The sequence below is a fragment of the Pseudomonas sp. V88_4 genome, from assembly GCF_029967985.1.
GTDB lineage: Bacteria > Pseudomonadota > Gammaproteobacteria > Pseudomonadales > Pseudomonadaceae > Aquipseudomonas > Aquipseudomonas glycinae.
Genome location: NZ_JASCAF010000044.1, coordinates 196063 through 222946 on the forward strand (window position 1 = coordinate 196063; position 26884 = coordinate 222946).

The 26884-nt window shown below is 61.7% G+C and carries 20 protein-coding genes; 7 read left to right on the forward strand and 13 right to left on the reverse strand.

Annotated elements, in window-relative coordinates:
• Positions 1-250: 250 nt before the first annotated feature.
• From QLG12_RS22105 to QLG12_RS22115, 3 genes are all read left to right on the forward strand, one after another.
• The gene (locus QLG12_RS22105; RefSeq protein WP_282475233.1) at positions 251-3124 is read left to right on the forward strand and encodes an EAL domain-containing protein; all 2874 of its coding nucleotides are present in this window, start codon (positions 251-253) and stop codon (positions 3122-3124) included.
• 150 nt (positions 3125-3274) lie between these two features.
• Positions 3275-4141: a transcriptional regulator HexR gene (gene hexR / locus QLG12_RS22110; protein WP_007954250.1), complete on the forward strand. Its 867-nt coding sequence runs from the start codon at positions 3275-3277 to the stop codon at positions 4139-4141.
• Between the two features lie 108 nt (positions 4142-4249).
• Positions 4250-4462: a hypothetical protein gene (locus tag QLG12_RS22115; RefSeq protein ID WP_007962241.1), complete on the forward strand. Its 213-nt coding sequence runs from the start codon at positions 4250-4252 to the stop codon at positions 4460-4462.
• Here the strand turns inward: QLG12_RS22115 and QLG12_RS22120 are convergent.
• Entirely contained in the window at positions 4404-5366 is a 963-nt protein-coding gene (locus QLG12_RS22120) for a LysR family transcriptional regulator (protein WP_085653927.1), read from the reverse strand. The genes QLG12_RS22115 and QLG12_RS22120 overlap by 59 nt on opposite strands.
• Positions 5367-5556: 190 nt before the next feature.
• Between QLG12_RS22120 and QLG12_RS22125 the strand changes: the two genes are divergently transcribed.
• The gene (locus tag QLG12_RS22125; protein WP_007954255.1) at positions 5557-6972 is read left to right on the forward strand and encodes an acetyl-CoA carboxylase biotin carboxylase subunit; all 1416 of its coding nucleotides are present in this window, start codon (positions 5557-5559) and stop codon (positions 6970-6972) included.
• 11 nt (positions 6973-6983) lie between these two features.
• Positions 6984-8792 carry a sodium-extruding oxaloacetate decarboxylase subunit alpha gene (oadA, locus tag QLG12_RS22130; protein WP_039765069.1) on the forward strand — a complete coding sequence of 603 codons (1809 nt, stop codon included), beginning with the start codon at positions 6984-6986 and terminating at the stop codon, positions 8790-8792.
• A 104-nt stretch (positions 8793-8896) separates the two neighbouring features.
• Here the strand turns inward: oadA and QLG12_RS22135 are convergent, their stop codons facing one another.
• The 5 genes from QLG12_RS22135 to QLG12_RS22155 all read right to left on the reverse strand — a co-directional run bounded on the left by QLG12_RS22135 (position 8897) and on the right by QLG12_RS22155 (position 15508).
• Positions 8897-9970 (reverse strand): autotransporter outer membrane beta-barrel domain-containing protein, encoded by a 1074-nt coding sequence (locus QLG12_RS22135; RefSeq protein ID WP_349017018.1) that lies wholly within the window; start codon positions 9968-9970, stop codon positions 8897-8899.
• A 593-nt stretch (positions 9971-10563) separates the two neighbouring features.
• Positions 10564-13521, reverse strand: a complete 2958-nt coding sequence (locus tag QLG12_RS22140) for an autotransporter domain-containing protein (RefSeq protein ID WP_282475234.1) — start codon at positions 13519-13521, stop codon at positions 10564-10566.
• Positions 13522-13743: 222 nt separating this feature from the next.
• The gene (locus tag QLG12_RS22145; RefSeq protein ID WP_282475235.1) at positions 13744-14415 is read right to left on the reverse strand and encodes a GNAT family protein; all 672 of its coding nucleotides are present in this window, start codon (positions 14413-14415) and stop codon (positions 13744-13746) included.
• Between the two features lie 12 nt (positions 14416-14427).
• Positions 14428-14874 (reverse strand): GNAT family N-acetyltransferase, encoded by a 447-nt coding sequence (locus QLG12_RS22150; RefSeq protein WP_197868920.1) that lies wholly within the window; start codon positions 14872-14874, stop codon positions 14428-14430.
• A gap of 10 nt (positions 14875-14884) precedes the next feature.
• Complete coding sequence (locus QLG12_RS22155; RefSeq protein ID WP_197868919.1) at positions 14885-15508, reverse strand: FMN-binding negative transcriptional regulator; 624 nt, start codon at positions 15506-15508, stop codon at positions 14885-14887.
• Positions 15509-15600: 92 nt separating this feature from the next.
• Here QLG12_RS22155 and QLG12_RS22160 point away from each other — a divergent pair, with 92 nt between their 5' ends.
• Positions 15601-17154, forward strand: a complete 1554-nt coding sequence (locus tag QLG12_RS22160; RefSeq protein ID WP_282475236.1) for a PLP-dependent aminotransferase family protein — start codon at positions 15601-15603, stop codon at positions 17152-17154.
• A gap of 59 nt (positions 17155-17213) precedes the next feature.
• Here QLG12_RS22160 and QLG12_RS22165 read toward each other — a convergent pair whose 3' ends face one another.
• The 6 genes from QLG12_RS22165 to aspA form a co-directional block, all read right to left on the reverse strand.
• A complete protein-coding gene (locus QLG12_RS22165) occupies positions 17214-18314 on the reverse strand; it encodes a polyamine ABC transporter substrate-binding protein (RefSeq protein WP_221534011.1) in 1101 nt (366 codons plus the stop codon).
• Positions 18311-19336 carry a histone deacetylase family protein gene (locus QLG12_RS22170; protein ID WP_007954279.1) on the reverse strand — a complete coding sequence of 342 codons (1026 nt, stop codon included), beginning with the start codon at positions 19334-19336 and terminating at the stop codon, positions 18311-18313. The genes QLG12_RS22165 and QLG12_RS22170 overlap by 4 nt, the downstream gene beginning before the upstream one ends.
• 132 nt (positions 19337-19468) lie before the next feature.
• Entirely contained in the window at positions 19469-20467 is a 999-nt protein-coding gene (locus QLG12_RS22175) for an AraC family transcriptional regulator (protein WP_282475237.1), read from the reverse strand.
• 166 nt (positions 20468-20633) lie between these two features.
• A complete protein-coding gene (locus QLG12_RS22180) occupies positions 20634-21638 on the reverse strand; it encodes an asparaginase (RefSeq protein WP_282475238.1) in 1005 nt (334 codons plus the stop codon).
• Positions 21639-21737: 99 nt separating this feature from the next.
• Complete coding sequence (locus QLG12_RS22185; protein WP_011336625.1) at positions 21738-23183, reverse strand: alanine/glycine:cation symporter family protein; 1446 nt, start codon at positions 23181-23183, stop codon at positions 21738-21740.
• 442 nt (positions 23184-23625) lie between these two features.
• Positions 23626-25050, reverse strand: coding sequence for an aspartate ammonia-lyase (gene aspA, locus QLG12_RS22190; protein ID WP_039765095.1), 1425 nt, complete (start codon positions 25048-25050; stop codon positions 23626-23628).
• Positions 25051-25230: 180 nt separating this feature from the next.
• Here aspA and QLG12_RS22195 point away from each other — a divergent pair, with 180 nt between their 5' ends.
• Positions 25231-26142: a LysR substrate-binding domain-containing protein gene (locus QLG12_RS22195; RefSeq protein WP_108563586.1), complete on the forward strand. Its 912-nt coding sequence runs from the start codon at positions 25231-25233 to the stop codon at positions 26140-26142.
• A gap of 97 nt (positions 26143-26239) precedes the next feature.
• Here the strand turns inward: QLG12_RS22195 and QLG12_RS22200 are convergent, their stop codons facing one another.
• Positions 26240-26854: a hypothetical protein gene (locus tag QLG12_RS22200; protein ID WP_197868913.1), complete on the reverse strand. Its 615-nt coding sequence runs from the start codon at positions 26852-26854 to the stop codon at positions 26240-26242.
• Positions 26855-26884: the final 30 nt, after the last annotated feature.

The window sequence follows — 26884 nt, forward strand, 5'->3', positions numbered from 1 at the left end:
CTAGGGTGCGCCGCAGGCCCGGGCAAACCGAGCTTTGCATTAGCCGATGAAAGTGCTGCCCGTGACGACCGGTCGGTCACCGGCTACAGACGCTGGCCCGCCTGGCGTCGGGGCTTTGGAGGGTGGCGAGCCGCGAAAAAGTTTCGGTGAAATTATGATCTGGGGCAGTTTGGCAAGTGGTTCGGCTTGTGTATGCTCCGTCCACGTTTCCGGGCGCATGCTCACACTTATAAGAACAAGAACGTTGCCTATGACCCTCAGCTTCGACCTGTCGGGCCCCTCTGTGGAACCCCGGGTAATCCGCAAGCTTTACGCCACCCAGATGGCGGTCGAGCGCACACGCCTTCTTTATCAGGGTTCGCTGTTGCCTACCCTGTTCATGTTGATCAATGGTCTGGTCTGCGCCGGTCTGCTCTGGAGCCCGCAGCGGTATTTTGTGGTCAGCGTCTGGCTGGTGTGGCTGTTGTCGCTGGTAGCGTTGCGGGTGATTCAGGTCGCCGCGTTCGATTCGGCGATTCCCGATCGCCAGGCCCAGCCGATCTGGGGGCGGATGTTCCTGCTCGGCTCGACCATGACCGGCCTGACCCTGGCCGGCGCCGGCATCGCCCTGGTCCCCGCCGACAATTTCATGCAGCAGGCCTGGGTGTTCGGCCTGATCGGCGCCGCGACCCTGTCGGCCAGCGTGGCTTACGCCGTGAGCATTCCGGCCTTTCTCTCCTTTACCTTGCCGTGCCTGCTGCCGGCCATCGGTTATCTGTTCTGGGGCGGCGACGAGCAGGCGCGGGGCTGGGGCTGGCTCGGACTGATCCTGCTGGGCTCCCTGAGCGTGGTGGCGTGGCAGGTCAATCGGCTGATTGATCGCGGTTTGCTGCGGCGCTTCCAGAACCAGCACCTGATCGAACACCTGCAACAAGCGCAAGCCCGCAGCGAACAGCTCAATCAGGAGCTGGCGAAGGAAATCGAGCACCGGCGCTGCGCCGAGGGCAAACTGCGCGAAGCCCAGGTCGAGCTGGAAGACCGGGTCGCCCAGCGCAGCCGGGAACTGGACGTCGCCAACCAGGCCCTGAGCAAAAGCGAGGCGCGTCTGGCTTTGGCATTGAAGGCCAGTGAGCTGGGGCTGTGGGACTGGAACCTGCAGACCGACGAAGTTCACCACACGCAGATTCAGGAACTGTTCGGTATTGATCCGGAATACGTCACCGGACTGCTCAGGCATCTGCGGCCAAGGCTGCACCCGGAAGATGTGCCGCCGCTCAAGCGCGCGTTGATCGAGCACTTGAAGGGGCGCACCGAGGACTATCAGATCGAGTACCGCGTGCGCCATGGCGACGGCCACTGGGTCTGGATCGAAGACCGTGGGCGTGCAGTGGAGCGCGACGAGAACGGGCGGGTCATCCGCATGGTCGGCACCCGTCGCGACATCAGCGTCAGCAAAAGCCTGGAAGCCCAGCAGCAATTGGCGGCGACGGTGTTCGAAGCGGCCAGCGAAGGCATCGTGATCCTTGACCCGAATTATTCGCTGATCGCCATCAATCAGGCCTTCAGTCGGGTCACCGGCTATGAAATCGACGACATGCTCGGGCGCAACGTCGTCGAATTGCCTTGCAGTCGCGACGCCCGTCGGCACTACGTCGCGATCCGTCACGCGTTGGAGCAGCACGGAAGTTGGCAAGGCGAACTGGTGGAAACCCGCAAGAACGGCGAGCTGTATCCGCAGTGGCTGCAACTGAATGCCGTGCGCGACAATCGGGGAAATGTGAGCCATATCGTCGGTTTCTTCGCCGATCTGTCGGCGCGCCGCGAATCCGAAGAGCGCATGCGCTACCTGACCCACTACGACGAGCTCACTGGCCTTGCCAATCGCTCGCTGTTCCGCGAACGCCTGCACGAAGCTCATCAGCGCGTGCGGCAGGGCGGGCGCCGGAGTCTGGCGCTGCTGCACATCAATCTGGATCGCTTCAAGCTGCTCAACGACAGCCTCGGCCACGAGATCGCCGACCAGTTGCTGCAAAAGATGTCTCGGCGTCTGGTCAACGCGCTGCCGGAGGCCGACACCATTGCCCGGCTGTCCGGCGATGAGTTCGCGGTACTGTTCGACGCCTACGGCAACCTGTCGAGCCTGGCGCGGGTCGCCACGCGACTGTCGAGCAAGCTGCGCCTGCCGTTGACCGTGGAAGGGCATGAGCTGGTGGTCAGCGCCTCGATGGGCATCAGCATGCTGCCGGACAACGCCCGGGAGATTTCTGCGCTGGTCAGCCAGTCGAACATGGCCATGCAACATGCCAAGCACCTGGGCGGCAACAACTTCCAGTTCTACACCGACAGCCTGCAGGCCAGTACGCTGGAACGCCTGCAACTGGAAAACCAGCTGCGCAAAGCCATCGAGGACAAGCAGCTCAATGTCTTCTATCAACCGAAACTGTGCCTGGCGACCGGCCGTCTCAACGCGGCAGAAGCGCTGGTGCGTTGGGATCACCCGACCATGGGCCGGGTGCCGCCGGGGGACTTCATCGGTCTGGCCGAAGAGACGGGGCTGATCGGGCCGATCGGTGAGTTCGTGCTGCGCCAGGCCTGTTGGCAGGCGTGCGAATGGCAACGCCAGGGGCTTACGCCGATCCGGGTTTCGGTGAATCTGTCGGTGCATCAACTGCGTCAGGGCAAACTGGTCAGCCTGGTGCGCCAGGTGCTGGAAGAAACCGGTCTGGCACCGCACTACCTCGAACTGGAACTGACCGAAAGCCAGCTGCTCGACAGCGTCGAACACATCATCGCCACGTTCCAGCAACTACGGGATCTGGGGGTGAAACTGGCGATCGATGATTTCGGCACCGGCTATTCATCGCTGAGTTATCTGAAACGGATTCCGGTGGACTACGTGAAGATCGATCAGGCCTTTATTCGCGGGTTGGGCGAGGGCAGCGAGGATGCGGCGATCACCCGGGCGATCATTGCGATGGCTCACGGGTTGTCACTGAAAGTTGTCGCTGAAGGTGTCGAGCGTTCCGAGCAACTGGCGTTTCTGAAAGCTGAAGGCTGCGACGAAGTGCAGGGCTATCTGATCAGCCGTCCGGTGGAGGCAGTCAGTCTTGCCGCGTTGTTGCATGAGCAGGAAAAACCGCTGTAAAGGGCTACATGCAGCGCATGTCGCCTGATCCGGGGGGATCCAGTTACGCAATGAGCAGGCAAAAAGCCGATTCATGTAGTATAACTACAAGCTTGCTACATCCCTGGCATCTGGCCAAAGCACATCTTTCCATAACAAGAGTCCAGCCCCTTGAATCTGCTGCAACACATCGCCCAGTCACGTCACCTGTTACGCAAGTCGGAGCTCAAGGTCGCCGACCACGTGCTGCTTGACCCTGCGGCAGTGATGCACAGTTCCATGGCCGACCTGGCCCACAGCGTCGGCATCAGCGAGCCGACCATCGTGCGCTTCTGCCGGGCCATCGGTTGCTCCGGTTTCCAGGATCTGAAACTCAAGCTCGCGCAAAGCCTCGCGGCCGGCGCCAGCTTCGGTCAGTTCGCGATCCATGAAGACGACTCCGTCGCCGACTACAGCCTGAAAATCTTCGACACCACCTTGCACACGCTGATGGAGGTTCGCGAGAAGCTCGACCCTCTGGAGCTGCAACGGGCGGTGACGCTGATGTCCCAGGCCCAGCGCGTCGAGTTCTATGGTTTTGGTGCGTCGGGCGCGGTGGCGGCGGATGCGCAGCACAAGTTTTTCCGTCTGCTACTGACCGCTGCGGCGTATTCCGATCCGCACATGCAGGCGATGTCGGCGGTGACGCTGAAGCCCACCGATGTGGCGATCTGCATTTCCCAGTCCGGCCGCTCCAAAGACCTGCTGATTACCGCCAACCTCGTTCGCGAGAGCGGTGCGTCGCTGATCACGTTGTGCCCGAGTCAGACTCCGCTGGCCGAACTGTCGACCGTCAACCTGGCGATCGATGTTCATGAAGACACCGAAATCTATACGCCGCTGACCTCGCGCATCGCCCACCTCGTGGTGATCGACGTGCTCGCGATGGGTGTGGCCATGGCGCGCGGGCCGAGCCTGGTCAACCATCTCAAGAGCGTCAAGCGCAGCCTGCGCAGCTTGCGGCTGTCGCCAAAATCGGTGAAAGCGCTGGACGACTGATTGTCTTGGGGTGACGGCAATCTTCATCTGCCTGTAACCCCGACGCAGCCAAATCGTCATCCCCCGCGCCTATCGTGAAACTCCCGTACTCGCCTTGGGAGACTCGAAATGGCTCAGCCCTACGAAGAACGTAACAGCGCCGCGAAAACCCGTCGTCAGCAGGAAGACCAGCGCCGAATGGAATTTCGCCGCGCCATCGAAGATCGCTTCGAACTTCGCCAGCTTCAGAGCGAAATCAGCGATTTTCCCGAGGACATTGAACTCAACTACTGGCAGGCCGCGCCGGCAGCTTCCCGTCGAAGCGCTCAACCAGCGCGCTGATCTGCACCCGTTCGCTGCGGATAAACGCCAGGAAGGCGTGCGCCACCGGTGACAGCCGTTTGGCTTTGGCTTGCACCAGGCACCAACTGCGAAACAGCGGCAACTCTTCGACCGGCAGCTCGACCAGGCCGCCGGTCGCCAGCTCCAGGTTCAGGGCGTGGCGTGTCAACAGCGCCAAGCCCAGACCCGCCACCACGCATTCACGCTGGGCTTCGGCCGACGCCACTTCCTGGGTCTGGGTGAAGTGCACGCGCTTCTCTTTGAAATACTCCTCGCAGGCCAGCCGCGTGCCCGAGCCGGGTTCGCGGATCAGCAAGGTATACGGTTCGAGATCCTGCAAGCGCAGCGGGCCCATGTGTGCCAGCGGATGATCCGGACGCGCCACGGCGACGATCGGATTGTTGAGGAACGGCAGGAACTCCAGGCCCATGTCCTGTGGCACCATCGACATGATCACCAGATCGTCGCGGTTGTCGGAGAGCCGGCGGATGACCTGGCCACGGTTGACCACCGTCAGTTGCAGGTTTACTTCGGGATGCTGGCGCTTGAATGCCGCGAACAGGTGCGGCACGAAGTATTTGGCGCTGGACTCCACCGCTAGCTTCAACTGGCCCTGCAGTGAGCCCTGCATGTCCGACAGCTGCATGTCGAGGTTTTCCAGGCGGCCGAAAATGTCCCGGCTGGCGCGCTGAAGTGCTTCGGCCGCTTCGGTCATGTAGAGTTTTTTGCCGACGTAATCGAATAATGGCTGGCCGATCAGCTCTTCGAGCTGACGAATCTGTAGGCTGACGGCCGGTTGTGTGAGCGACATTTCCTCGGCTGCGCGGCTGTAGGAGCGCAAATCACACACTTCGTTGAAGATCTGCAATTGACGCAATGTCATACGCATCAAGGACTTACGCATTTTCTACCGACTCTGGCCATTGGCTGATGCGCTGACTATAAGTCTTTACTTATGCCTGACCCAATTTTTATTCATTTTTGTTAATCCCTTGGCGGCGCTAGTGTGGAGCCGAGACCAGATTGAAACATTTGGTCACGTGCCGACCTGGGTCTAGCAGGTCGTGGTGCCACCGGCTCAAGGGAACCTCCAAGTGATAACAAAGATCCTGATCGCCAACCGTGGTGAGATTGCCGTACGAATCGTGCGTGCCTGCGCCGAGATGGGCATCCGCTCGGTCGCGATCTATTCCGACGCCGACCGGCATGCCTTGCATGTCAAGCGTGCGGACGAGGCCCACAGCATTGGTGCCGAGCCGCTGGCCGGTTACCTGAACCCGCGCAAGCTGGTGAACCTGGCCGTGGAAACCGGCTGTGATGCACTGCACCCTGGCTACGGTTTTCTCTCGGAAAACGCCGAGCTGGCAGACATTTGCGCCGAACGCGGTATCAAATTCATTGGCCCATCGGCGGAAGTCATCCGCCGCATGGGCGACAAGACCGAAGCGCGCCGCAGCATGATCAAGGCCGGCGTACCGGTCACGCCGGGCACCGAAGGCAACGTCTCGGGCATCGAGGAAGCATTGAGCGAGGGCGACCGCATCGGTTACCCGGTGATGCTCAAGGCCACTTCCGGTGGTGGCGGTCGCGGTATCCGTCGCTGCAACAGCCGCGAAGAACTCGAACAGAACTTCCCTCGCGTCATTTCCGAAGCCACCAAGGCCTTCGGTTCGGCGGAAGTGTTCCTGGAAAAATGTATCGTCAATCCCAAGCACATCGAAGCGCAGATCCTCGGCGACAGCTTCGGCAACGTGGTGCATCTGTTCGAACGCGACTGCTCGATCCAGCGCCGCAACCAGAAGCTGATCGAAATCGCCCCGAGCCCGCAGCTGACCCCGGAACAGCGCGCCTATATCGGCGACCTGTCGGTGCGTGCGGCCAAGGCCGTGGGTTACGAGAACGCCGGCACCGTGGAGTTTTTGCTCGCCGAGGGCGAGGTGTACTTCATGGAGATGAACACCCGGGTGCAGGTAGAGCACACCATCACCGAAGAAATCACCGGGATCGACATCGTCCGCGAACAGATCCGCATCGCCTCCGGGCTGCCGCTGTCGGTGAAGCAGGAGGACATTCAGCATCGCGGTTTTGCCCTGCAATTCCGGATCAACGCCGAAGACCCGAAGAACAACTTCCTGCCGAGCTTCGGCAAGATCACGCGCTACTACGCCCCCGGCGGACCAGGCGTGCGTACCGACACGGCGATCTACACCGGCTACACCATTCCGCCGTTCTACGACTCGATGTGCCTGAAACTGGTGGTCTGGGCGCTGACCTGGGAAGAGGCGATGGACCGTGGTTTGCGCGCGCTCGACGACATGCGTCTGCAAGGCGTGAAGACCACCGCCGCGTACTACCAGGAAATCCTGCGCAACCCGGAATTCCGTAGCGGCCAGTTCAATACCAGCTTCGTTGAAAGCCACCCTGAACTGACCAACTACTCGATCAAGCGCAAACCCGAAGAGCTGGCCCTGGCCATCGCCGCCGCCATCGCCGCCCACGCAGGCCTGTGAGGAATACAAGAATGAGCAAGAAGATCTTTGTCACCGATACCATCCTGCGCGACGCTCACCAATCGCTGCTCGCCACCCGCATGCGCACCGAAGACATGCTGCCGATCTGCGACAAGCTCGACAAAGTCGGCTACTGGTCACTGGAATGCTGGGGCGGCGCGACCTTCGACGCCTGCGTGCGTTTCCTGAAAGAAGACCCGTGGGAGCGTCTGCGCCAACTGCGCGCCGCGCTGCCCAACACCCGTCTGCAAATGCTCCTGCGCGGCCAGAACCTGCTGGGCTACCGCCACTACAGCGATGACGTGGTCAAGGCGTTCGTCGCCAAGGCCGCGGTCAACGGCATCGACGTGTTCCGCATCTTCGACGCGATGAACGATGTGCGTAACCTGCGCGTGGCGATCGAAGCGGTGAAGGCTGCCGGCAAACACGCCCAGGGCACCATCGCCTACACCACCAGCCCGGTGCACACCATCGACGCGTTCGTCGCCCAGGCCAAGCAAATGGAAGCCATGGGTTGCGACTCGGTGGCGATCAAGGACATGGCCGGTCTGTTGACCCCATACGCCACCGGTGAGCTGGTGCGTGCACTGAAAGCCGAGCAGTCGCTGCCAGTGTTCATCCATTCTCACGACACCGCTGGCCTGGCAGCCATGTGCCAGCTCAAGGCGATCGAAAACGGTGCCGACCACATCGACACCGCGATCTCCAGTTTCGCTTCGGGCACCAGTCACCCGGGCACCGAATCGATGGTTGCTGCGCTCAAAGGCACCGAGTTCGATACCGGTCTGAACCTGGAGCTGTTGCAGGAAATCGGCCTGTACTTCTACGCGGTGCGCAAGAAGTACCACCAGTTCGAAAGCGAATTCACCGCCGTCGACACCCGTGTTCAAGTCAACCAGGTGCCGGGCGGGATGATTTCCAACCTGGCCAACCAGTTGAAGGAGCAGGGCGCTCTGAACCGCATGGGTGAAGTGCTGGCGGAGATTCCGCGAGTACGTGAAGACCTCGGTTTCCCGCCGCTGGTGACCCCAACTTCGCAGATCGTTGGCACCCAGGCGTTCTTCAACGTGCTGGCCGGCGAGCGTTACAAGACCATCACCAACGAAGTGAAGCTTTACCTGCAAGGCGGCTACGGCAAGGCGCCGGGCACCGTGAACGAAAAACTTCGTCGTCAGGCCATCGGCAGCGAAGAGGTGATCGACGTACGTCCGGCCGATCTGCTCAAGCCGGAAATGGCCAAGCTGCGTGCCGATATCGGCGCACTGGCCAAGTCCGAAGAAGACGTGCTGACCTTCGCCATGTTCCCGGACATCGGCCGCAAGTTCCTCGAAGAACGTGCCGCCGGCACTCTCACCCCGGAAGTGCTGCTGCCGATCCCGGAAGCGGGCAAGGTGGCTTCGGCCGGCGGCGAAGGCGTACCGACCGAGTTCGTCATCGACGTTCACGGCGAAACCTACCGCGTGGACATCACCGGTGTCGGCGTCAAGGCTGAAGGCAAGCGTCACTTCTACCTGTCCATCGACGGCATGCCGGAAGAAGTGGTGTTCGAACCGCTCAACGAATTCGTCGGCGGCGGCAGCAGCAAGCGTAAGCAGGCTTCAGCTCCGGGGCACGTCAGCACCACCATGCCGGGCAACATCGTCGATGTACTGGTCAAGGAAGGCGACACCGTCAAGGCCGGCCAGGCTGTACTGATCACCGAAGCGATGAAGATGGAGACCGAAGTCCAGGCCGCGATTGCCGGCAAGGTCACCGCCATCCACGTTGCCAAGGGCGACCGGGTCAACCCGGGCGAAATCCTGATCGAGATCGAAGGCTGAAATAACGGCCTCGATACAACGCTTTAAACCTCGGGGGGGCATGTGCTCCCCTTTTTTTTGCTTTCAAGGCGCTGCCGCAACGTGCGGCAGCAACCCGTCTGGGCTCAGAACGCCATCCGCCACTGCCCCGATACGCCGTGGTTGAGGCTATCCGAGCCGATTTCTCCGGCCAGACCGACACCCAATGTGTGGTTGTTCGAGATTGCCAGATCCAGCCCGGTGTCGAGTTTCAGGCTGTTTCGATCCAGTTCGGCGCCGTAAACGGTGTAGTCATGACCGCCCTTGGCCAGACGTTGGCGGGTGCTGGTGTAGATTTCGCCAGAGACATGTTTCAAGGCAACGCTGAATCGCGGGGTGAGGCGCATGCCGTTATCCAGTGTGCTGACGTTCGCCATGCGCAGGCCGACGGTGGTGTTGAAGTTGCCTTGGGATTGATCATCCACCCTGAGCGCCGCCGCCCCGCCTTTCTCGGTGTAGCCGTCACGCTGGTAGCGTTGATAGCCGATACCGACAAAGGGTTCGATGCTGACGTTGGCCCGCCCCAGGTTGTATCCCGACTCGATGAACGCTTGCTGGGTGCTGGCGTGGTAGTTGCCTTTCAGTCGGTCATGGAAGCGACCGAACGCGACTTCGCGGCGGGTACTGCCTTCATGGTTGCTCCAGGCTGCGCCGAGCCGAAGTGCCAACGGACCGGTCTGGCGCATGGCGTAGGCACCGAGGTGCCAACTGTCGAGATCGCCGTCCAGTTCCTTGCTATCAATACGTGTGTCGGAGGTGCCGCCCATCAAGCCCAGGTGCCATTCTTCATTGAGGCGCCAGTCCGCACCGAGCAGCAGTCCTTTGGTGGAGTGCTGCATGGGCTCCACATCGCGATCCAGTTTGCCGCTGTGGCCGAGGGCCTGCAGCCAGACCCTGCCACTCTCGGCGTTTCCGGCCGCGTGGCGGGGTGCGCTTGGCTGGTTGTCATGCTGGTCGTCGAGCTGAAGCATGGCCGACAGCAGGCTGGCGCTGACCGGTGTGACGCTGCTCAATGTGGCCTTGGCGAGGTTGGCGTTGCTGCCGCCGGACAATTGATCGTAGGCGAGAGCGGCCGTAGTTTCGTCGGCAGCGAGCAGGGCTTCGATGGCTGCGTTCCCCGGAGGTAGAGGGGAATCCGTTGACGGCGGCTGGTCTACCACTTGGGTTTGTTGAGTTGCGGACGTTTCGGCCAGAACCGATTCCGGTAAGGGCGCTGGTTTTTCCAAGCTTTCTTTGAGTGCGCTGCCGCTTTGCGTCGTGGCGACTTTCTCGGAGGGAATGTCATCGGGTGCAGGAAGGGGGGCCGCTGGAATCTCAGTGCTGACCGGAAATGTTTCTGGCGTCGACGCGATACTTTCTGCAAGCAGTGGCTCTGGAGCGAGACTCGGCGGAGCAGGTTTTTCTTTCTTCTTGCGCGCAGGCTTGGGTTTCACTTCGTCCACGACGGGCGCATCGGGCTCCGACTGCTCTGCCAGAGAAAATTCTACGCAACCGATTGCCAGGGCAACCGCCAGGACAAGGTGTTGGAGCTTGTATTTGTATTGAATGGGCATTCCGTTTGCCTCAGGTGAAATGAGGTCAAACTGTAAAAGTCGATGCCGGTGCGCCGATGCCGGGCAATTCCGAACCGTGTGCAGGCGATGACGTCTGCTTTTGTAGTTCGGGCGCTGGCGGGTAATGAACCCGCCATGATTACCCGATCGCCCAGACGCCTTTACCTACAACACCCGCTGAAATCCGGATTGGCGAAATCTCAGAAACTCATCTGCCACTGCCCGATCAACCCGTGATTGCGACTGTTGCTGCCAATCTCGCCGCTGTATCCCAGCCCCAGCGTATGCCGCGCGGAAATACCAAGATCCAGTCCTGCTTCGAGTACGAGGCTGTCACGATCCAGCGAGCTCCCATCGACGTTGAACGCAGTGCCGCCAACAACGAACGCCTGACGAGTCGAGCTGCTGACATCGCCGTAGGTGTGCTTCCAGCCGGCGGCCATTCGCGGGGTCAGGCTCATGCCATTGTCCAGCGAGCCGAGGTGCGCCAGGCGCAGGCCGAAGGTGCTGCTGAAGTTGTCCTGGGTCTGGCTGTCGACCTGCAAGGCCGCCGCGCTGCCCTTTTCCTGATAGCGGTCGCGGTGATAGCGCTGGTAGCCGAGGCTGGCGAACGGTTCGGCGCTGAGCCGTCCGCTGCCCATGGCGTAGCCGAGTTCGGCGAAGGCTTGCTGGCTGTCGGCGTCGTAATCGCCTTTGGGGCGATCGCTGAAACCGTTGAACGCGATCGTGCGCTTGCTTTCGCCCTGATGACCGCTGTAAGCCGCGCCCAGGCGCAGGGCCAGCGGACCGTTTTGATGCAGCGCATAAACACCGGCGTGCCAGCTCTCGACATTGCCGTCGACGCCGGTGGCATCCAGATCGGTCTTCGAATAGCCACCGAGCACACCCAGGCGCCATTGCGGATTCAGTGCCCAGTCGGCGCCGAGCACGCTGCCCTTGGTACGTTGTTCCAGGCCGCTGCTGCCGTGTTCGCCATCCAGCTTGCCGTAGCCGCCGATGGCCTGCAGCCAGAGCCGGCCACGGGCGTTCGGATCATTCAGGTTTCGCGCTTCGGACGGTACGCCGTTGGCCGCGAGGATCGGTGCGTCGCGCTGATCGAGGCCGACCATCAAACCGGGACTGCCGCCCATTTGCCGCATTGCCGAAAGCATGCTGCTGCCGACCTGGCTGCTGGCACCGAGGGTGGCGCTGGTCAGGTTGGCGTTGCTGGCGCCGGCCAGTTGCTCGATGGCTGCGCCGGCACTGGATTGGGTGGTGTTGAGCAAGGCGTTGTACAGCGCATTGTTCTTGCCCATCGTGGCCAGGCTGTTGGCGGCGTTGCTGCCGTTGCCGGTGACGGCGAATTCATTGAACGCTACGTCATTGCGGGTATAGGTCAGGTCGACCTGAGTCGGCGTGTAGGCAAGCGTCGGCGTGAGGAAGGCGTAGTCGCTGGTGACCGCGCCGAACGTGCCGTTGACCCGCGCAGCCTGCAGCACCGTGTAATGGCTCCGCCACGGATAAGTGCCGCTGCCGGGGTTGACCGCCAACGTTGCGCCGTTGAGGTTGGCCGTACCGCCGACCTGGACCGGCGCGCTGCTGCCATCGGCGTTGACGCCGTAGGCGAGGGTGGATGCGCTGCCCATGTTCAAATCGTGCACGACGGTCGCGGTGCCGAGGCGGGTGTCGGTGCGCAACGTGCCATTCATGTTGAGGCTGCCCACTGAACCACCGCCGGCATACACACCGCCGGCGTCCACGGTCAGGTCGCCGGCGATGCCGCCCTGGTTGATCAGTGTGGCGCCGTTGCGCACGGCACCGCCGTCGCTGAAGTCGCCGCTGCCGGTCAGTGTCCAGGCACCTTGTTTGACTTCCAGCCATTCAAAGTTGCGGCTTGCACCGAAGCTGCCGCCGGCTGCGTCATCCATCACTACGCGGTCGTAACCGCTGCCACCATCGACCACGCCGACAAAGCGGCTGCCGTTGCGCAGGGTCAGGCTGTCATTGCCACCGCCCAGGTCCAGCGCCAGGCCGTTGCTGCCGCTGATGGTGCCGCCGTTGATCACGTTGTCGGCAAACTCACCGACGAATTTCACCCCGAAACCGTCGAGGCCCTGAATCGTGCCGTAGTTTTCCAGCGAGGTGGCTGCCAGCCCCGAACCACCGCTGCCGTCGTCTACCAGAATGGCGCTGTTGGCACCGCTGATCAGCGCATCCTTGGCGTTAAGAATGTAACCGCCGCCCAGCGCGATACCTTCACTGCCATTGGCAAAACCACCCTTGTCCACACCACCGGCGCCGACGCCCTGAATGGTGCCGTAGTTTTCGATGTGGGCGATCTTGTCGATGTCCACGCCGTCACCGTCGCCATTGGCTTGCAACCCGGAATAGGCGCCGGTAATGGTGCCGTGGTTGATCACCGTGCCGTCGCCGTCGGAACCGAAACCGGAGCCGTTGCGCCCGGTGATTTGCCCGTAGTTGACCAGCGTCGCTCCGAGGTCAGTGGTGATGCCATGCCGGCCGCCCGAAATCACGCCGTAGTTGGTCACGCTGACGCCGGTCGCGGTGTCGATATCGATGCCGTCGAACTTCTGATCGGCGTTGTGCGAGTCACCCGTGGAAATTTCGCCGTAGTTGCTGATGGTCGCATTGGCGCCGGTCTTCATACCGTCGCTGGCGTCACCGCGAATCAGCCCGCCCGCGCGGTTGATGATCGTGGTTTTCACCCCGGCGCTGCGCAGCGCATCCAGATCCAGGCCCTGGCCGGTGGTCGAGCGAATGGTGCCGCTGTTGTCGATCAACAGGCTGCCGCTGACGAAGTTGCTGTCGATGCGAATTGCGTCGTTGGAACCGAGAATCTGCCCGCCGCTGCGGTTATAGAGGGTGTAGATGCGCGCCTGGGTCAGGTCGCCGCTGCTGTCGATGGCCCGGCCACCGGTAGAAATGATCTTGCCGGCGTTGTCGATGATCACGCCGATCCCACTGGTACCATCCTTGAGGCTCACGGCCTTGCCGCTGTTGGTAATGCTGCCCGGTGCGGAAATCGTCAGCGTGTCGCTGCCGCCCAGTGTCTGCGCTGCAGTGATGGCGGTGTCGATCTGCACGGTCTTGCCGTGGGCGGCGCTGGTGGCGATCAGCAGGGCAATGGCAAACGACAGGCGCTGGGGCGGGAAGGGCATGGTGAGAACGTCCTTTTTGTTATAAGCGAGGGCGTTCTGTATAGCGGAGGGTTTTTACAGAATGATGTATGGCCTATGTGCATTCTTTTGCAGTTCAGGCCTCAGATTTGGACGTTCATCTGCAATTCATTGCAGATCCGACGGTGGTGCAGAGTCGAAATCGCAGCCTTGGACATCGCTTGAATGAGATGCCGCAGGCTGCGCTCTTTTACGTTCACTGGCTCAACCGCGGCACTCAACCAACCCCTTCACCTGCCCATCCGCCGTCTGATTCTCATCGCTCAACCAGCGTTCGAAACCCTCCGCAATCGCCGGCCATTCCGAGTCCAGAATCGAGTACCACGCGGTATCGCGGTTCTGGCCCTTGACCACCATGTGCTGGCGAAACACGCCTTCGAAGCTGAAGCCCAGACGCTCGGCCGCGTATTTGGAGCGGGCGTTGCCGTTGTTGCATTTCCATTCGAGGCGGCGGTAGCCGAGGGCGAAGGATTCTTTGGCCAGCAGGTAGACCGCCTCGGTGCTTTTCGGCGAGCGCTGCATCGGCGCGCCGAAGGTGACATGGCCGATTTCGATGCGGCCCTGGGCCGGGACGATCGACATCAGGCTGAGGATGCCTTGCACCTGGCCGCTGGTGCGGTCGATGACGCTGAAGAAGTACGGATCGCTGTGGGCCGCGTGATTGTTCAGCCAGTCATTGAAGGCACTGCGCTCCGGAAACGGGCCGTAGGGCAAATAGTCCCAGAGTTTCGGGTCGGCGCCGGGGCCTTGCAGGGCATTGAACAGGTCGTCGCCGTGGCGTGCCGGGTCGAGTTTTTCCAGGCGGATGAAGCGGCCTTCGATCAGGGTGGTGGAGGGCGGCGGCACGCCTTTCCAGTCAGCGAGAGAAATCGTCATGCACGTGGCTCCTTAAATGGCTTTGCGAAACTGGATGAAACCCGGGCGTTCGGCGATGCGCTCGTAGAGCTGGATCGCCGTGGCATTGGTTTCGTGGGTCAGCCAGTGCACCTTGCAGCAACCGTCCGCCTTGGCCGTGGCGTAGACGTGTTCGATCAGCAGGCGCCCGACGCCGGTGCCACGGGTTTGCGGCTCCACCAGCAGGTCTTGCAGGTAGCAGGAGTTTTCGATGCTCCAGTTCGAACGATGGTAGATGAAATGCACCATGCCCACCGCTTTGCCGTCGGCCCAGGCGAGGGCGGCGTGGGTCGGCTCGTTCGGGTCGAGAAATCGCTGCCAGGTGCTTTGGCTGACGGCGTCCGGCAATTCCGTGTTGTAGAAGCGCAGGTAGGCCTGCCACAGCGGTAGCCACGCCGCGTGATCGGCGGCGCTGACCGGGCGGATTTCGATCTGACTCATGGTGATTTCCTTAACGCATCAAGTGAGCGAGGGTTTGATCGTTGATGTCGGGGCTGGCGGCCAGGCCTTCGCGTACGCCGGCGATATCTTCGGCGCTGCGGTTCTGGCTGAGCTTGCGCTTGCCTTCGAGCCGGTCGATCGGAATGGCGAAACCGACGATGGCCTTGAGCATGCCGTCGATGTAATCCGCCGGAGCATCGTCGACCGACCAGGGCTGGGCGCGGCCCGCTTCATGGCGGTCGGTGAGGGTGCTGACGATGTCCAGCAGCCGACCGCCATCGCTGAAGGTTTCGGCGTGACCGTAGGCGTGCACGGCGACGTAGTTCCAGGTCGGCACGACTTTGCCGTGCTCGGCCTTGCTCGGGTAAAAGCCCGGGCTGACGTAGGCATCGGCACCGGGAAAAATCACCATCGCTTCGGCGCCGTCGCGCAGGTCTTTCCACTGCGGATTGGCCTTGGCCAGATGCCCGTACAGCGTGCCGTTCGGACCTTGTTCGCGATGCAGCAACACCGGCACATGACTGGCCTGCAAGCCTTGTTCGCCGTGGGTGACCAGGATGGCAAGGCGGGTGGCGAGGATCAGTTCGTGCAGTTGGGACAAGTCGTCGATGGCAAAGGCGCGTGGCGTGTACATGGAGAAAATTTCCTTGGCGAATGCCTGCATCGTAGGCAGGCTATTGGCCTGTTGTAAGAGCCATTGATGACCAATTTCATAGGTCCATTGTCATGCCCGATTCGACCACGCTGTCGCTGCCGTTCAACCCTGCCGGTATCGAGCTTGACCGCCGCAAAGGCCTGAGCCGTCAGCTCTATCAGGCCTTGCGCCTGCGGGTGCTCGACGGACGTCTGGCCAGCGGCACGCGCCTGCCGGCCAGTCGCGATCTGGCGGCAGCGCTGGGGATTTCCCGCAACAGCGTGGTGCGTGCCTACGATCAGCTGTATGCCGAGGGCTTCATTGAAGGCCGGGTCGGGGACGGCACTTATGTGGCGCAGTTACCGCAATCGGTGGCGCCCGCGAAAAAATTATCCACAAAAATATCCACAGGGTTTTCAACAGGCTTACCCACAGCTTTATCCACAATTTCGATCAATTCCACTGGGTATTTATCCAGCAAAGTTATCCACAGCGGTGCGCTGCAGCGGCTTGAGCAGAACCATTTACCGACGCCACCAAGCGGTCCGCCGCGAGCATTCCGGGTCGGTGTTCCGGCGTTTGATCTGTTCCCGTTCGACGTCTGGGCCAAGCTGAACGCGGCTTTCTGGCGCAAACCCGATTTGCAGCAACTGTGTTACGGCGACCCGGCCGGCGATGCGCGCCTGCGCGGCCTGATCGCCGCTTATTTGCGCAGCTCACGCGGCATGCAGTGTTCGGCTGAACAAATTGTGATCACCAGTGGCGCGCAACAGGGAATCAGCCTTTGTGCACAGTTGTTGGTGGAACCTGGCGCCGGAGTGGGCATCGAGAATCCCGGTTATCGCGCAGCGGGTCATGCGTTCGCGCTGGCCGGCGGTCGATTGCACGGCATTGCGGTGGATGAGGAGGGCATCGACTGCGCGGCACTGGCGGCCGCCGAAGATTGCCGGGTGGCTTATGTCACACCGTCTCATCAATATCCGACCGGGGTGGTGATGAGCCTGGCGCGACGTCTGGAACTGCTGGCCTGGGCCGAGCGCACTGGCGGCTGGATCGTCGAGGACGACTACGACGGCGAGTATCGCTACACCGGCGCACCCTTGGCCCCGCTGGCAGCACTCGACCGCCAGGGGCGCGTGCTATACGTCGGCACCTTCGGCAAAGTCGCGTTCCCGGCGCTGCGCCTGGGGTATCTGGTGTTGCCGCCGACACTGGTGGAGGCGTTTGCGCAGCGGCGGGCGGTGGATGTCCGGCATTCTGAAGTGAGCACTCAAGCGGTGATGGCCGAATTCATGGCGGCCGGGCACTTCCAGCGGCACATCCGGCGGATGCGTCGGGCCGCACTGAGCCGGCGCAATGTACTTCTCAATGGCTGGCCCGAGGGGCTGGCGGGTGTCGGCGAACTGCCAGCCGTGTCGGCCGGACTGCATCTCACCGTGGCGGTCGACAGCGTGGCCCGTGAACAGCAATTGATCGAACAGGCCGCCAGGGTAGAGGTGGAAGTCAATGGCTTGAGCAAATATTGGCTGCCGGACTCGACGACGCCGCTCGATCAGCGCGCCGGTCTGGTGCTGGGTTTTGCGGCGGTGCCGGAGCCGGCGATCGAGTCGGCCCTGGCCCGTTTGCGGCAAGCCTGGGGTGAGTGAAGACGCAGCGTCGCTACCCAAAGACCCGCCGGGGCGGGTCCGGGTTGGATGAGCAGGTCTCAGGTGCCGGATTTGATCTTCGTCCACGCCCGCGTGCGTGCCCGTTCCGCATCGCGCGGTAATGGCTGCAGGGTGTACAGCGTATTCATCGCCGCATCGGTCGGGTACAGATTCGGATTGTTGCGAATCGCCGGGTCGACAAGTTCGGTGGCGTCCTTGTTCGGGTTCGGATAACCGACAAAATCGCTGACCGGCGCGATCACCTGCGGTTGCAGCAGGTAGTTGATGAAGGTGTAGGCGTCCTGCGGGTTCTTCGCGCCTTTCGGGATCGCGAGCATGTCGAACCAGATCGGCGCGCCTTCCTTCGGCAGGCGCATGTCCACCACCACGCCGTTCTTCGCTTCCTTCGCACGGTTGGCCGCTTGCGAGAAGCTGCCCGAATAACCGACCGCGACGCAGATATCGCCGTTGGCGATATCGGCCATGTACTTGGACGAATGGAAGTACGTCACGTACGGGCGAATTTTCATCAACAGCGCTTCAGCCTTGGCGTAGTCCGCCGGGTTCTTGCTGTTGGGATCCAGGCCAAGGTGCTGCAGGGCCAGCGGCAGGATCTCCGACGGCGAATCGAGCAGGGCCACGCCGCACTGCTTGAGCTTGCTGATGTTCTCTTCCTTGAAGATCAGGTCCCAGCTGTCCACCGGCGCGTTGTCGCCCAGCGCGGCCTTGACCTTGGCCGGGTTGAAGCCGATCAGGATGGTGCCGTACATGTACGGCACGGCGAACTTATTGCCCGGATCGTTGGCCTCGATCAGCTTCATCAGTTTCGGGTCGAGGTGGTTCCAGTTCGGCAACTGGCTGCGATCCAGCGGCTGGAACACCCCGGCCTCGATCTGCTTGGCGAGGAACACGTTGGACGGCACAACCACGTCATAGCCGGAGTTGCCGGTCAGCAGCTTGGCTTCCAGCGCTTCGTTGGTGTCGAAGATGTCGTAGACCAGCCTGGTCTGGCTGTTCTGCGCCTTGAAATCTTCCAGTGCCTTTGGGGTGATGTAGTCGAACCAGTTGTAGACGCGCAGGGTGCGTTCTTCCGCGTGTGCGGCGCCGCTCAGCAGCGCCGCGCACAACGCCGGCGCGATGAAGTGCTTGAGTCTGCTCATTGTTCGAAACCTTCGAGCACGTTCACCGCGTTGATGCCGATTTCTTCCACCGCGTAGCCACCTTCCATGACGAACAGCGTCGGTTTGCCGAGCGCCGCGATGCGCTTGCCCATGGCCAGGTAGTCCGGGCTGTCGAGTTTGAACTGCGAGATCGGATCGTCCTTGAAGGTGTCCACACCCAGTGACACGACGATGATGTCGGCGCCGTAGTTGTCGATCTCCTGGCAGGCCTGATCCAGCGCCGCGCTCCAGACGTCCCAGCCGGAGCCGGCCGGCAGCGGATAGTTGAAGTTGAAGCCTTCACCGGCGCCTTCGCCGCGCTCGTCTTCGTAGCCGAGGAAGAACGGGAATTCCGCTTCCGGGTGGCCGTGGATCGAGGTGAACAGCACGTCACTGCGCTCGTAGAAAATCGATTGGGTGCCGTTGCCGTGGTGGTAGTCGACGTCGAGGATCGCGACTTTCTTGTGGCCCTGATCGAGGAATGCCTGCGCCGCGATGGCGGCGTTGTTGAGGTAGCAATAACCGCCCATCAAATCACCGGCAGCGTGGTGTCCCGGTGGACGGCACAGGGCGAAGGCACCCCGGGCGCCACGCTGGATTTCCGCTTGCGCGGTCAGCGCCACCTGCGCCGCGCTGTACGCCGCTTGCCAGGTGCCGGCGGTGATCGGTGCGCCGCCGTCGAAGCTGTAATAACCGAGCTGGCCGTGCAGGCTGGTCGGCTTGACCTGACGCAAGGTGCGCGCCGGCCAGGTGTAAGGCAGCAAATCGCCGTCGGTGTTGAATTCGGTCCAGCGCGCCCACGCGCCTTTGAAAAAGTCGAGGTAGTCGCGGCTGTGAATGCGCTCGATCGGCCCGAGGCCGAAATCCTTCGGCGCCTCGACCGGGCCGAGGTTTTGATTTTTTACCCGTTGCAGCACGTGGTCGGCGCGCGACGGCATCTCGAAGCAAGGCTTGAGTTGCCCGTCGATCAATTCGCAGCGGCCATGGTGCAGGTGGTGATCGTCAGAGTAGATCGTCAGCATTTGTTGTTCTCCGCAGGGGCTGATTCGGTTGGCTCCAGTGTTGCGGCGCGGGGCGAATCGGAGAACGGCCAGAGAGGCCAAAAGGGGATCGATATGGCCAAAAATACTGACCTGATATCGCCCCTCGACGGTTTAACCGTGTGGTCGGAACTGACTCGGCGCCACGCCGCTCCAGCGCACGAACGCATGGCGGAAGCTGGCGGTCTCGCTGAAACCCAGGGTTTCGGCGATGCGATAGATCGGCAACTGGTCCTCACAAAGCATCTGCTTGGCCCGCTCGAAACGCAGTTCGTCGAGCAGTTCCTGATAGCTGCAACCCATGTCCTTCAGATGCCGGCGCAGGGTGCGCGGCGAGCAGTTCATCTGCTGCGCCAGACCTTCCAGGCCCGGTGCGGCATTGAGTTGGGCGCTGAGCAACTGGCGGATCCGCCCCAGCCACGCCTGACGGCCGGTGAACTCGGTGTTCTGCTTGCGGCAGCGTTCGGCCATGGCCTGGTGGGTGATGATGTCGGCCAGCGGCAGCGGCTGGTCGAGCCAGCGCCGGTCGAAGGCGAAGGCGTTGTCCTTGGCGCCGAAGTGCAGGGGCGCCTTGAAGTGATCGGCGTAGCTGTCGCGGTAATCCGGCGCGGCGTGTTCGAAGCGCGCGGCCAGCAATGGCAGCGGATGGCCGAGCAGGTCGTCGCAGATGACTTTCAGCGACACCAGACAGAACTCTGCATTGAACACAGCCATCGCCGGGCTCTCGCGGTAATCGGCGGCAACGAACCAGATGCGCTCGCCGTCATCTTCCAGGCTCAGTTCGAAAAGTGTTCCCAGCAGCGCCGGATAACGAATCGCCAGCCGCAAAGCGTCACCGAAGGTGGCACAGGTCAGCAGCGCGTAACCGAGGATGCCGTAGCAGGAAACGTGCATGCGCCGGCCCAGCTCCAGACCGATGTCATGCTTGAGCGCGACGGCGTTGGCGCAGACCTGCATCTCCTGATTGGTGGTGATGCGAGTGTCGGCCCGGCTCAGATCCGCCGCGCTGATGCCGCTGCCGGCCAGCAGTGCTTCGCTGGACAGGCCTTGATCCCTGAAGGTGTTGAGCACCAGGGCGACGGCGTTGAGGGTGGTGAGGTGGGAGTGAAGCATAGGATCTTCCAGCCTTGGGATAGCTGGAACGCAGCAAGTTATATGCCGGACGAAGAGTCAATTGTGGGAGCGGGCTTGCTCGCGAATGCGTTGTGTCAGACGACATCAATGTATCTGACATGCCGCTTTCGCGAGCAAGCCTGCTTCCACTGGGGATGACGTGGTCTCAGACCAGCTCACCACACAAATCGAGTTCAACCAGGCGTCGTACTTCAGCTGTCTCAAGGCCTGCACCGAGCAATCCGTTCAACTTGCCGAACGCTGCTTCGCGGGTCATGCCGCCCCCGGACAACACGCCAACACCGCGCAAGCGGCTGCCGGCTTCATACACATCCAGCTCCACACCGCCTTCATGGCATTGCGTGACCGCAACCACGACCACGCCGCTGTCCCGCGCCCGGCCGAGGCTGGCGAGGAACTCCGGATTGTCGCTCGGCCCGGTGCCGCTGCCGTAGCACTCCAGCACCAGACCCTGAATGCCGCTGTCGAGCAGGCCGTCGATGATCTCGGCGCCGATACCCGGGAACAGCGGCAATACGGCAACTTTGGCCAGTTGCCTGGGTTGGTTGTAGTTCAGCGCGGCCGGCAGCGAGGTGGCTTTCACGCCACCGCCCTGACGTTCCAGGCGTTTGAATGGATGACGACCGAAGCTGCGCACTTTTGCGCAACGGGTCGGGGCCAACAGTTCGCCGTGGAAATACAGATGCACGCCCGGCGCGATACCGTGGCCGAGGGCGACCAGTGCGCCGCTGAGGTTTTCCCAGGCGTCGCTGTCGGTGACGCCGGCCGGCAGCATCGAGCCGGTGAAGCACACGCGAGCATGCAGGCCGAGCAGCTGGAAGCTCATGGCGGCGGCGCTGTAGGCCAGGGTGTCGGTGCCGTGCAGGATCAGCACACTGTCGCAGCCCTGCACATCGACGGCGTCGACCACCGCTTCACGCAGTTGCTGCCAGTAGGCCGGGGTCATGTTGGCGCTGTCGATCAGCGGCGACATCTCGCGAAAGCGCCACTGCGGTACCACCAGCTCAGGCTGGCTGTGCAGGTAATCGCGCATCCGCGCTTCGAAACCGGACGCCGGAGCCAGGCCATTGGCGCTGGCCTGCATGCCGATGGTGCCACCGGTGTACAGCACCATGACGTGCTGGGCGGCAGGGTAGGTCGAGGAATTCATGGGGAGTTCTCCTGAACGAAGACAGCATGCGGTCGAGCATGACGCCGACCGCCGCTTGTGTCACGCCGGGCGCAAGACATGCGCCCGGTTTTTACCCGATCAGCGTTGCGCTGCGGGGATGCCTTGCGGCTGAGCGTTGGCCTGGGTGTCGGCCGACGGGTTTGCAGGCCAGGCTTTCAGGTCCAGATCCAGGTCGCTGAACTTGCTGGAGTCGAACACTGGCTGGTCGACGCCTGCGCGGCGCTGCGCGTCGTAGTCGCGCATCACGCGCATGCCGACCTTGAACAGCAGGGCCAGGGCCATCAGGTTGACGAAGGCCAGGCAGGTCATGGTGATGTCGGCGAAGGCGAATACGGTCGACAGGTCTTGCATCGAACCCCAGACCACCAGCGCCAGCACCAGGCCGCGGAACGTCATCAGCGCAGCACGGTTGCGAGTGAGGAACTGCAGGCTGTTTTCGCCCAGGTAGTAGTTGTAGAGGATGCACGTGAAGACGAACAGCGACAGCGCGACGCTGACGAACATGCGGCCCCAGTCACCCACCACGGCGGCCAGCGAGTTCTGGGTCAGGACGATGCCGTCACCTTCGAAGCCCGGGGTGTAGAAGCCCGACAGCAGGATCAGCAGCGCGGTGCAGGTGCAGATCACGAAGGTGTCCAGGAACACGCTGAACGCCTGAACCACGCCCTGAGCGCCCGGGTGTTTCACGGCGGCCACGGCGGCCACGTTCGGCGCACTGCCCAGGCCCGCTTCGTTGGCAAACACGCCACGTTTTACGCCCATGACAATCGCGCTGCCGAGCAGGCCGCCGAAGGCCGGGTCGAGACCGAAGGCGCTTTTGAAAATGGTGACCAGCATGGCTGGCACGTGTTCGATCTGGGTGCCGATCACGTACAGGGTCACGCCGATGTAGGCCAGGGTCTTGATCGGCACCAGCAGGTCGGACACCGAAGCAATACGCTTGATGCCGCCGATGAAGGTGATGGCCAGCAGCACTGCCAGGACGATGCCGGTGTGTTGCGGATCAAAGGCAAAGGCGTTTTGCAGCGAGTGGGTCACGGTGTAGGACTGCAGGCCGATGAAGGCGAAGCCGTAGGTGACCAGCAGCAGGATCGAGAACACCACCGCCATGCCTTTAAGCTTCAGGCCGTGCTGGATGTAGTACGCCGGACCGCCACGGTACAGGCCGTCGCCATCGGCGCGCTTGTAGACCTGGGCCAGCGTACATTCGAAGAAGCTGCTGGACATGCCGACCAGAGCGGTCACCCACATCCAGAACACCGCACCCGGACCACCCAGGGTCACGGCGATGCCGACACCGGCGATGTTGCCTGCACCGACGCGGCCGGCGAGGCTGAGCATCAGGGCCTGGAACGAGCTGAGTTGCCCGGCGCTGCCTTTGAGGCTGTCGCGGAACACCGCGAACATGTGGAAGAAGTGGCGCAATTGAACGAAACGCGAGCGAATCGTGAAGTAGCTACCGAGCCCGACAATGAGCACGATCAGTACTTTCCCTGAGAGGAAGTCGTTGATGACTTCGAGCATGGATTTTTCCTCGCTGTTTATTGTTTAAGCAAATGCTGGATGGTCAGAAACATCGCGTTACACCGGTGTGCGTGCGGCACAACGGGCGAGGCGAGGGTTTCGTCCCGGATCCATATCGCGGGTTTGTTATTAGTTCGGGTTTCGCATGGGTTATGGCCTCGTTACCGACGACCGCTCACGCGAAGAGGGGCGGCACTATACCGATCAGTGCGGCGCCCGTCTGCACGGTTGTGGTGCAAGCGACGAAACGAAGCTTTGAAACACCCGACGTTACCGGCGTCGGGCTTGTCTGGGAGCCGGTTTGCAGCCAGCTTCCATACATACGGTTCTCAGGTTCAAACAGTTAAAAAAAAGGGCTCGGGGAATGCTCCCCAAGCCCTCAAAAGGTGAGAGGTGTCTAGTCCCTCGACCTGGTGAGCGGTGCTACACGTCACGCGTCGGCTCAGGCTTTGAGCGGAACCAGACGCGGAGCAATCATGTTTTCCGGGCGCAGGATGTCGGCGAGCATGGCTTCGTCGAGCAAACCTTCTTCGCGCACCAGTTCCAGCACGCCGCGGCCGCTTTCAAGGGCGATACGGGCGATACGGGTGGCGTTTTTGTAGCCGATGTACGGGTTCAGTGCGGTGACCAGACCGATCGAGTGTTCGACCAGTTCGCGGCAGCGCGCTTCGTTGGCGGTGATGCCGACGATGCAGTGCTCGCGCAGCATGTCCATGGCGCGTTGCAGCAGGCGGATCGAGTCGAGGATCTTGAAGGCGATCAGCGGCTCCATCACGTTCAGTTGCAGTTGGCCGCCTTCGGCTGCCATGGTCAGTGCCAGATCGTTACCGATGACCTGGAATGCAACCTGGTTCACGGCTTCCGGGATCACCGGGTTGACCTTGCCTGGCATGATCGAGCTGCCTGGCTGACGCGCCGGCAGGTTGATTTCGTTGATGCCGGTGCGCGGGCCGCTGGACAGCAGGCGCAGGTCGTTGCAGATCTTCGACAGTTTGACCGCGGTGCGCTTGAGCATGCCGGAGAACAGCACGAAGGCGCCCATGTCGGAGGTGGCTTCGATCAGGTCGGCGGCTGGAACCAGCGGTTGACCGCTGATCAGCGCCAGACGCTGTACGGCCAGGGCCTGGTAGCGCGGGTCGGCGTTGATGCCGGTACCGATCGCGGTACCGCCCAGGTTCACTTCGGTCAGCAGTTCCGGGGCCAGCGTCTTCAGACGGGCCAGGTCTTCGCCCATAGTGGTGGCGAAAGCACGGAATTCCTGACCCAGGGTCATCGGTACGGCGTCTTGCAGCTGGGTACGGCCCATCTTCAGGACGTGATTGAATTCTTCACCCTTGGCCGCGAACGCCTGAATCAGGCTGTCGAGGCTGGCCAGCAGCGCGTCGTGACCCAGCAGCAGACCCAGACGGATCGCGGTCGGATAGGCGTCGTTGGTCGACTGCGCCATGTTCACGTCGTCGTTCGGGTGCAGGTACTGGTATTCGCCTTTCTGGTGACCCATCGCTTCCAGCGCGATGTTGGCGATCACTTCGTTGGCGTTCATGTTGGTGGAGGTACCGGCGCCACCTTGAATCATGTCGACCACGAACTCTTCGTGGAAATCGCCGCGGATCAGACGGGCACAGGCTTCGCTGATGGCAGCGTGCTTGGCTTCGCTCAGGTGACCCAGCTCGCGGTTGGCGTCAGCGGCAGCCTGTTTGACCATCGCCAGACCGACAACCAGCTTCGGGTAGTGCGAAATCGGAACGCCCGAGAGACGGAAGTTGTTCACCGCTCGCAGGGTCTGGATGCCGTAATACGCTTGAGCAGGGACTTCGAGGGTGCCAAGCAGGTCGTTTTCTGTGCGGAATGATGCAGCGGAGGACATGATAGAAATCATCTCGATATGGACCCGGTCTGTGCCGGAACGCTGCGAATGCTAGGCTTGTGGGAATTTTTGGGCCAATGCTGTTAAACACTGCCCTATGCACATTCGGCATAATGCCCGTGTGACGCCGCGTGCGCGGCAGACGTGTGACCTGTTTTGGTGCGTGTCCGGGAGGACGTGATGAATCTGGAAAGCAAATGGCTCGAGGACTTCAGTGCTCTGGCCGCCACCCGCAGCTTCTCGCAGGCGGCCGAACGGCGCTTCGTGACCCAGCCGGCGTTCAGTCGGCGGATCCGCAGCCTGGAAGCGGCTCTCGGACTGACGCTGGTCAACCGCTCGCGTACGCCGATCGAGCTGACGGCGGCGGGACAACTGTTCCTGGTGACTGCACGCACCGTGGTCGAACAGCTCGGTGAAGTGTTGCGCCATTTGCATCACCTCGAAGGTGGGCAAGGCGAAGTGATCCAGGTCGCAGCGGCGCATTCGTTGGCGCTCGGATTCTTCCCGCGCTGGATTGCTCAACTGCGCAACGAAGGCCTGAACATTGCCACGCGGCTGGTAGCGACCAACGTCGGCGACGCGGTTCACGCGCTGCGGGAAGGTGGCTGCGATCTGATGCTTGCGTTCTATGACCCGGACGCCGCCATGCAGATGGACCCGGAAATCTTCCCGTCGCTGCACTTGGGCCAGACCGAAATGCTCCCGGTGTGCGCGGCGGATGCCGATGGCAAACCGATGTTCGATCTGGAAGGCGAGGGCAGTGTGCCGCTGCTGGCGTACAGCGCCGGGGCGTTCCTCGGGCGTTCGGTGAATGGCTTGCTGCGCCAGCGTCAGCTGCGTTTCACCACGATCTATGAAACTGCCATGGCCGACAGCCTGAAAAGCATGGCGCTGGAAGGCCTCGGTATCGCCTGGGTTCCGCAACTGAGCGTACGAGCCGAACTGGCCCGTGGCGAACTGGTGGTCTGCGGAGGTCCGCAATGGCATGTGCCGCTGGAGATCCGCCTGTACCGCTGCGCACTGGTGCGCAAGGCCAATGTGCGGTTGTTGTGGCGCAAGCTGGAAGGCGGTGCAGCGAGTGGCAATAACTGAATGAAAGCAGAGGCGAATGGTGTTTTTCGCCTCTGCCAAGCCGGGTGAGCTTTATTAAAATACGAGAGCTCGTGGGATGCGGCAGGTTTGCATCAGTTCAATCGTCGTCCCAGTCGTCTTGGGGGCGCGGCACGGCCCGCTGTGCAATCGGTTTGTCCAGGTAGTTGCGAATGTTCTCTCTGTTTTTATCACTGAAGCGGTTGGCATTGCTTCGAAGTGGTGAGAAATCATCATCACTCATGATTGTTTCGCTCCACCAGCCGTTGTACAGGATTTCGCTGTCTTCATGAGTCGCGCCGAACATGTGGCCTGCTTCGTGAGCAGGAACCATGTCGCTTCTTATCGAGGATATACCCGCGTAACCCTTGTTTTGTGCAATTCCCATTGTGCTCGGGTTTATATTGTCGCGGGTCAGCAATAGATACTTGTTGAATCTTGTGTGCGAGTCTTGCAGGAGTACGGAGCCGAAATGGCTTCTTAATTTTTCTGCCCAAGCGTCCAAAGAACTGGCGGCAGATATTTTTTTATAATCAAAACCACTCAAGGTTACTGCTTCTGACGGGGTGAACATATTAACTGTTAGCTTGCGGCCGGAAAGTTTCTGGATTTCGTCGGTAAACCAGGAAAAATGAGTGTTGTACAAGTCTCGTCTGCTGTCGTCCGATAAGTCCTCATGGATGAAGACATTCAGTGTTAAAGGCTGTTTGGCCATGTTCCGTTCCTTGGAAGATTGCAATTTACT

Bases quoted from the DNA above. Each gene is read 5' to 3' on its own strand.
- QLG12_RS22105 (WP_282475233.1), top strand. From the start codon at position 251: ATGACCCTCAGCTTCGACCTGTCGGGCCCCTCTGTGGAACCCCGGGTA.
- QLG12_RS22115 (WP_007962241.1), top strand. From the start codon at position 4,250: ATGGCTCAGCCCTACGAAGAACGTAACAGCGCCGCGAAAACCCGTCGT.
- QLG12_RS22120 (WP_085653927.1), bottom strand. From the start codon at position 5,366: ATGCGTAAGTCCTTGATGCGTATGACATTGCGTCAATTGCAGATCTTC.
- oadA (WP_039765069.1), top strand. From the start codon at position 6,984: ATGAGCAAGAAGATCTTTGTCACCGATACCATCCTGCGCGACGCTCAC.
- QLG12_RS22140 (WP_282475234.1), bottom strand. From the start codon at position 13,521: ATGCCCTTCCCGCCCCAGCGCCTGTCGTTTGCCATTGCCCTGCTGATC.
- QLG12_RS22145 (WP_282475235.1), bottom strand. From the start codon at position 14,415: ATGACGATTTCTCTCGCTGACTGGAAAGGCGTGCCGCCGCCCTCCACC.
- QLG12_RS22150 (WP_197868920.1), bottom strand. From the start codon at position 14,874: ATGAGTCAGATCGAAATCCGCCCGGTCAGCGCCGCCGATCACGCGGCG.
- QLG12_RS22155 (WP_197868919.1), bottom strand. From the start codon at position 15,508: ATGTACACGCCACGCGCCTTTGCCATCGACGACTTGTCCCAACTGCAC.
- QLG12_RS22160 (WP_282475236.1), top strand. From the start codon at position 15,601: ATGCCCGATTCGACCACGCTGTCGCTGCCGTTCAACCCTGCCGGTATC.
- QLG12_RS22165 (WP_221534011.1), bottom strand. From the start codon at position 18,314: ATGAGCAGACTCAAGCACTTCATCGCGCCGGCGTTGTGCGCGGCGCTG.
- QLG12_RS22170 (WP_007954279.1), bottom strand. From the start codon at position 19,336: ATGCTGACGATCTACTCTGACGATCACCACCTGCACCATGGCCGCTGC.
- QLG12_RS22175 (WP_282475237.1), bottom strand. From the start codon at position 20,467: ATGCTTCACTCCCACCTCACCACCCTCAACGCCGTCGCCCTGGTGCTC.
- QLG12_RS22180 (WP_282475238.1), bottom strand. From the start codon at position 21,638: ATGAATTCCTCGACCTACCCTGCCGCCCAGCACGTCATGGTGCTGTAC.
- QLG12_RS22185 (WP_011336625.1), bottom strand. From the start codon at position 23,183: ATGCTCGAAGTCATCAACGACTTCCTCTCAGGGAAAGTACTGATCGTG.
- aspA (WP_039765095.1), bottom strand. From the start codon at position 25,050: ATGTCCTCCGCTGCATCATTCCGCACAGAAAACGACCTGCTTGGCACC.
- QLG12_RS22195 (WP_108563586.1), top strand. From the start codon at position 25,231: ATGAATCTGGAAAGCAAATGGCTCGAGGACTTCAGTGCTCTGGCCGCC.
- QLG12_RS22200 (WP_197868913.1), bottom strand. From the start codon at position 26,854: ATGGCCAAACAGCCTTTAACACTGAATGTCTTCATCCATGAGGACTTA.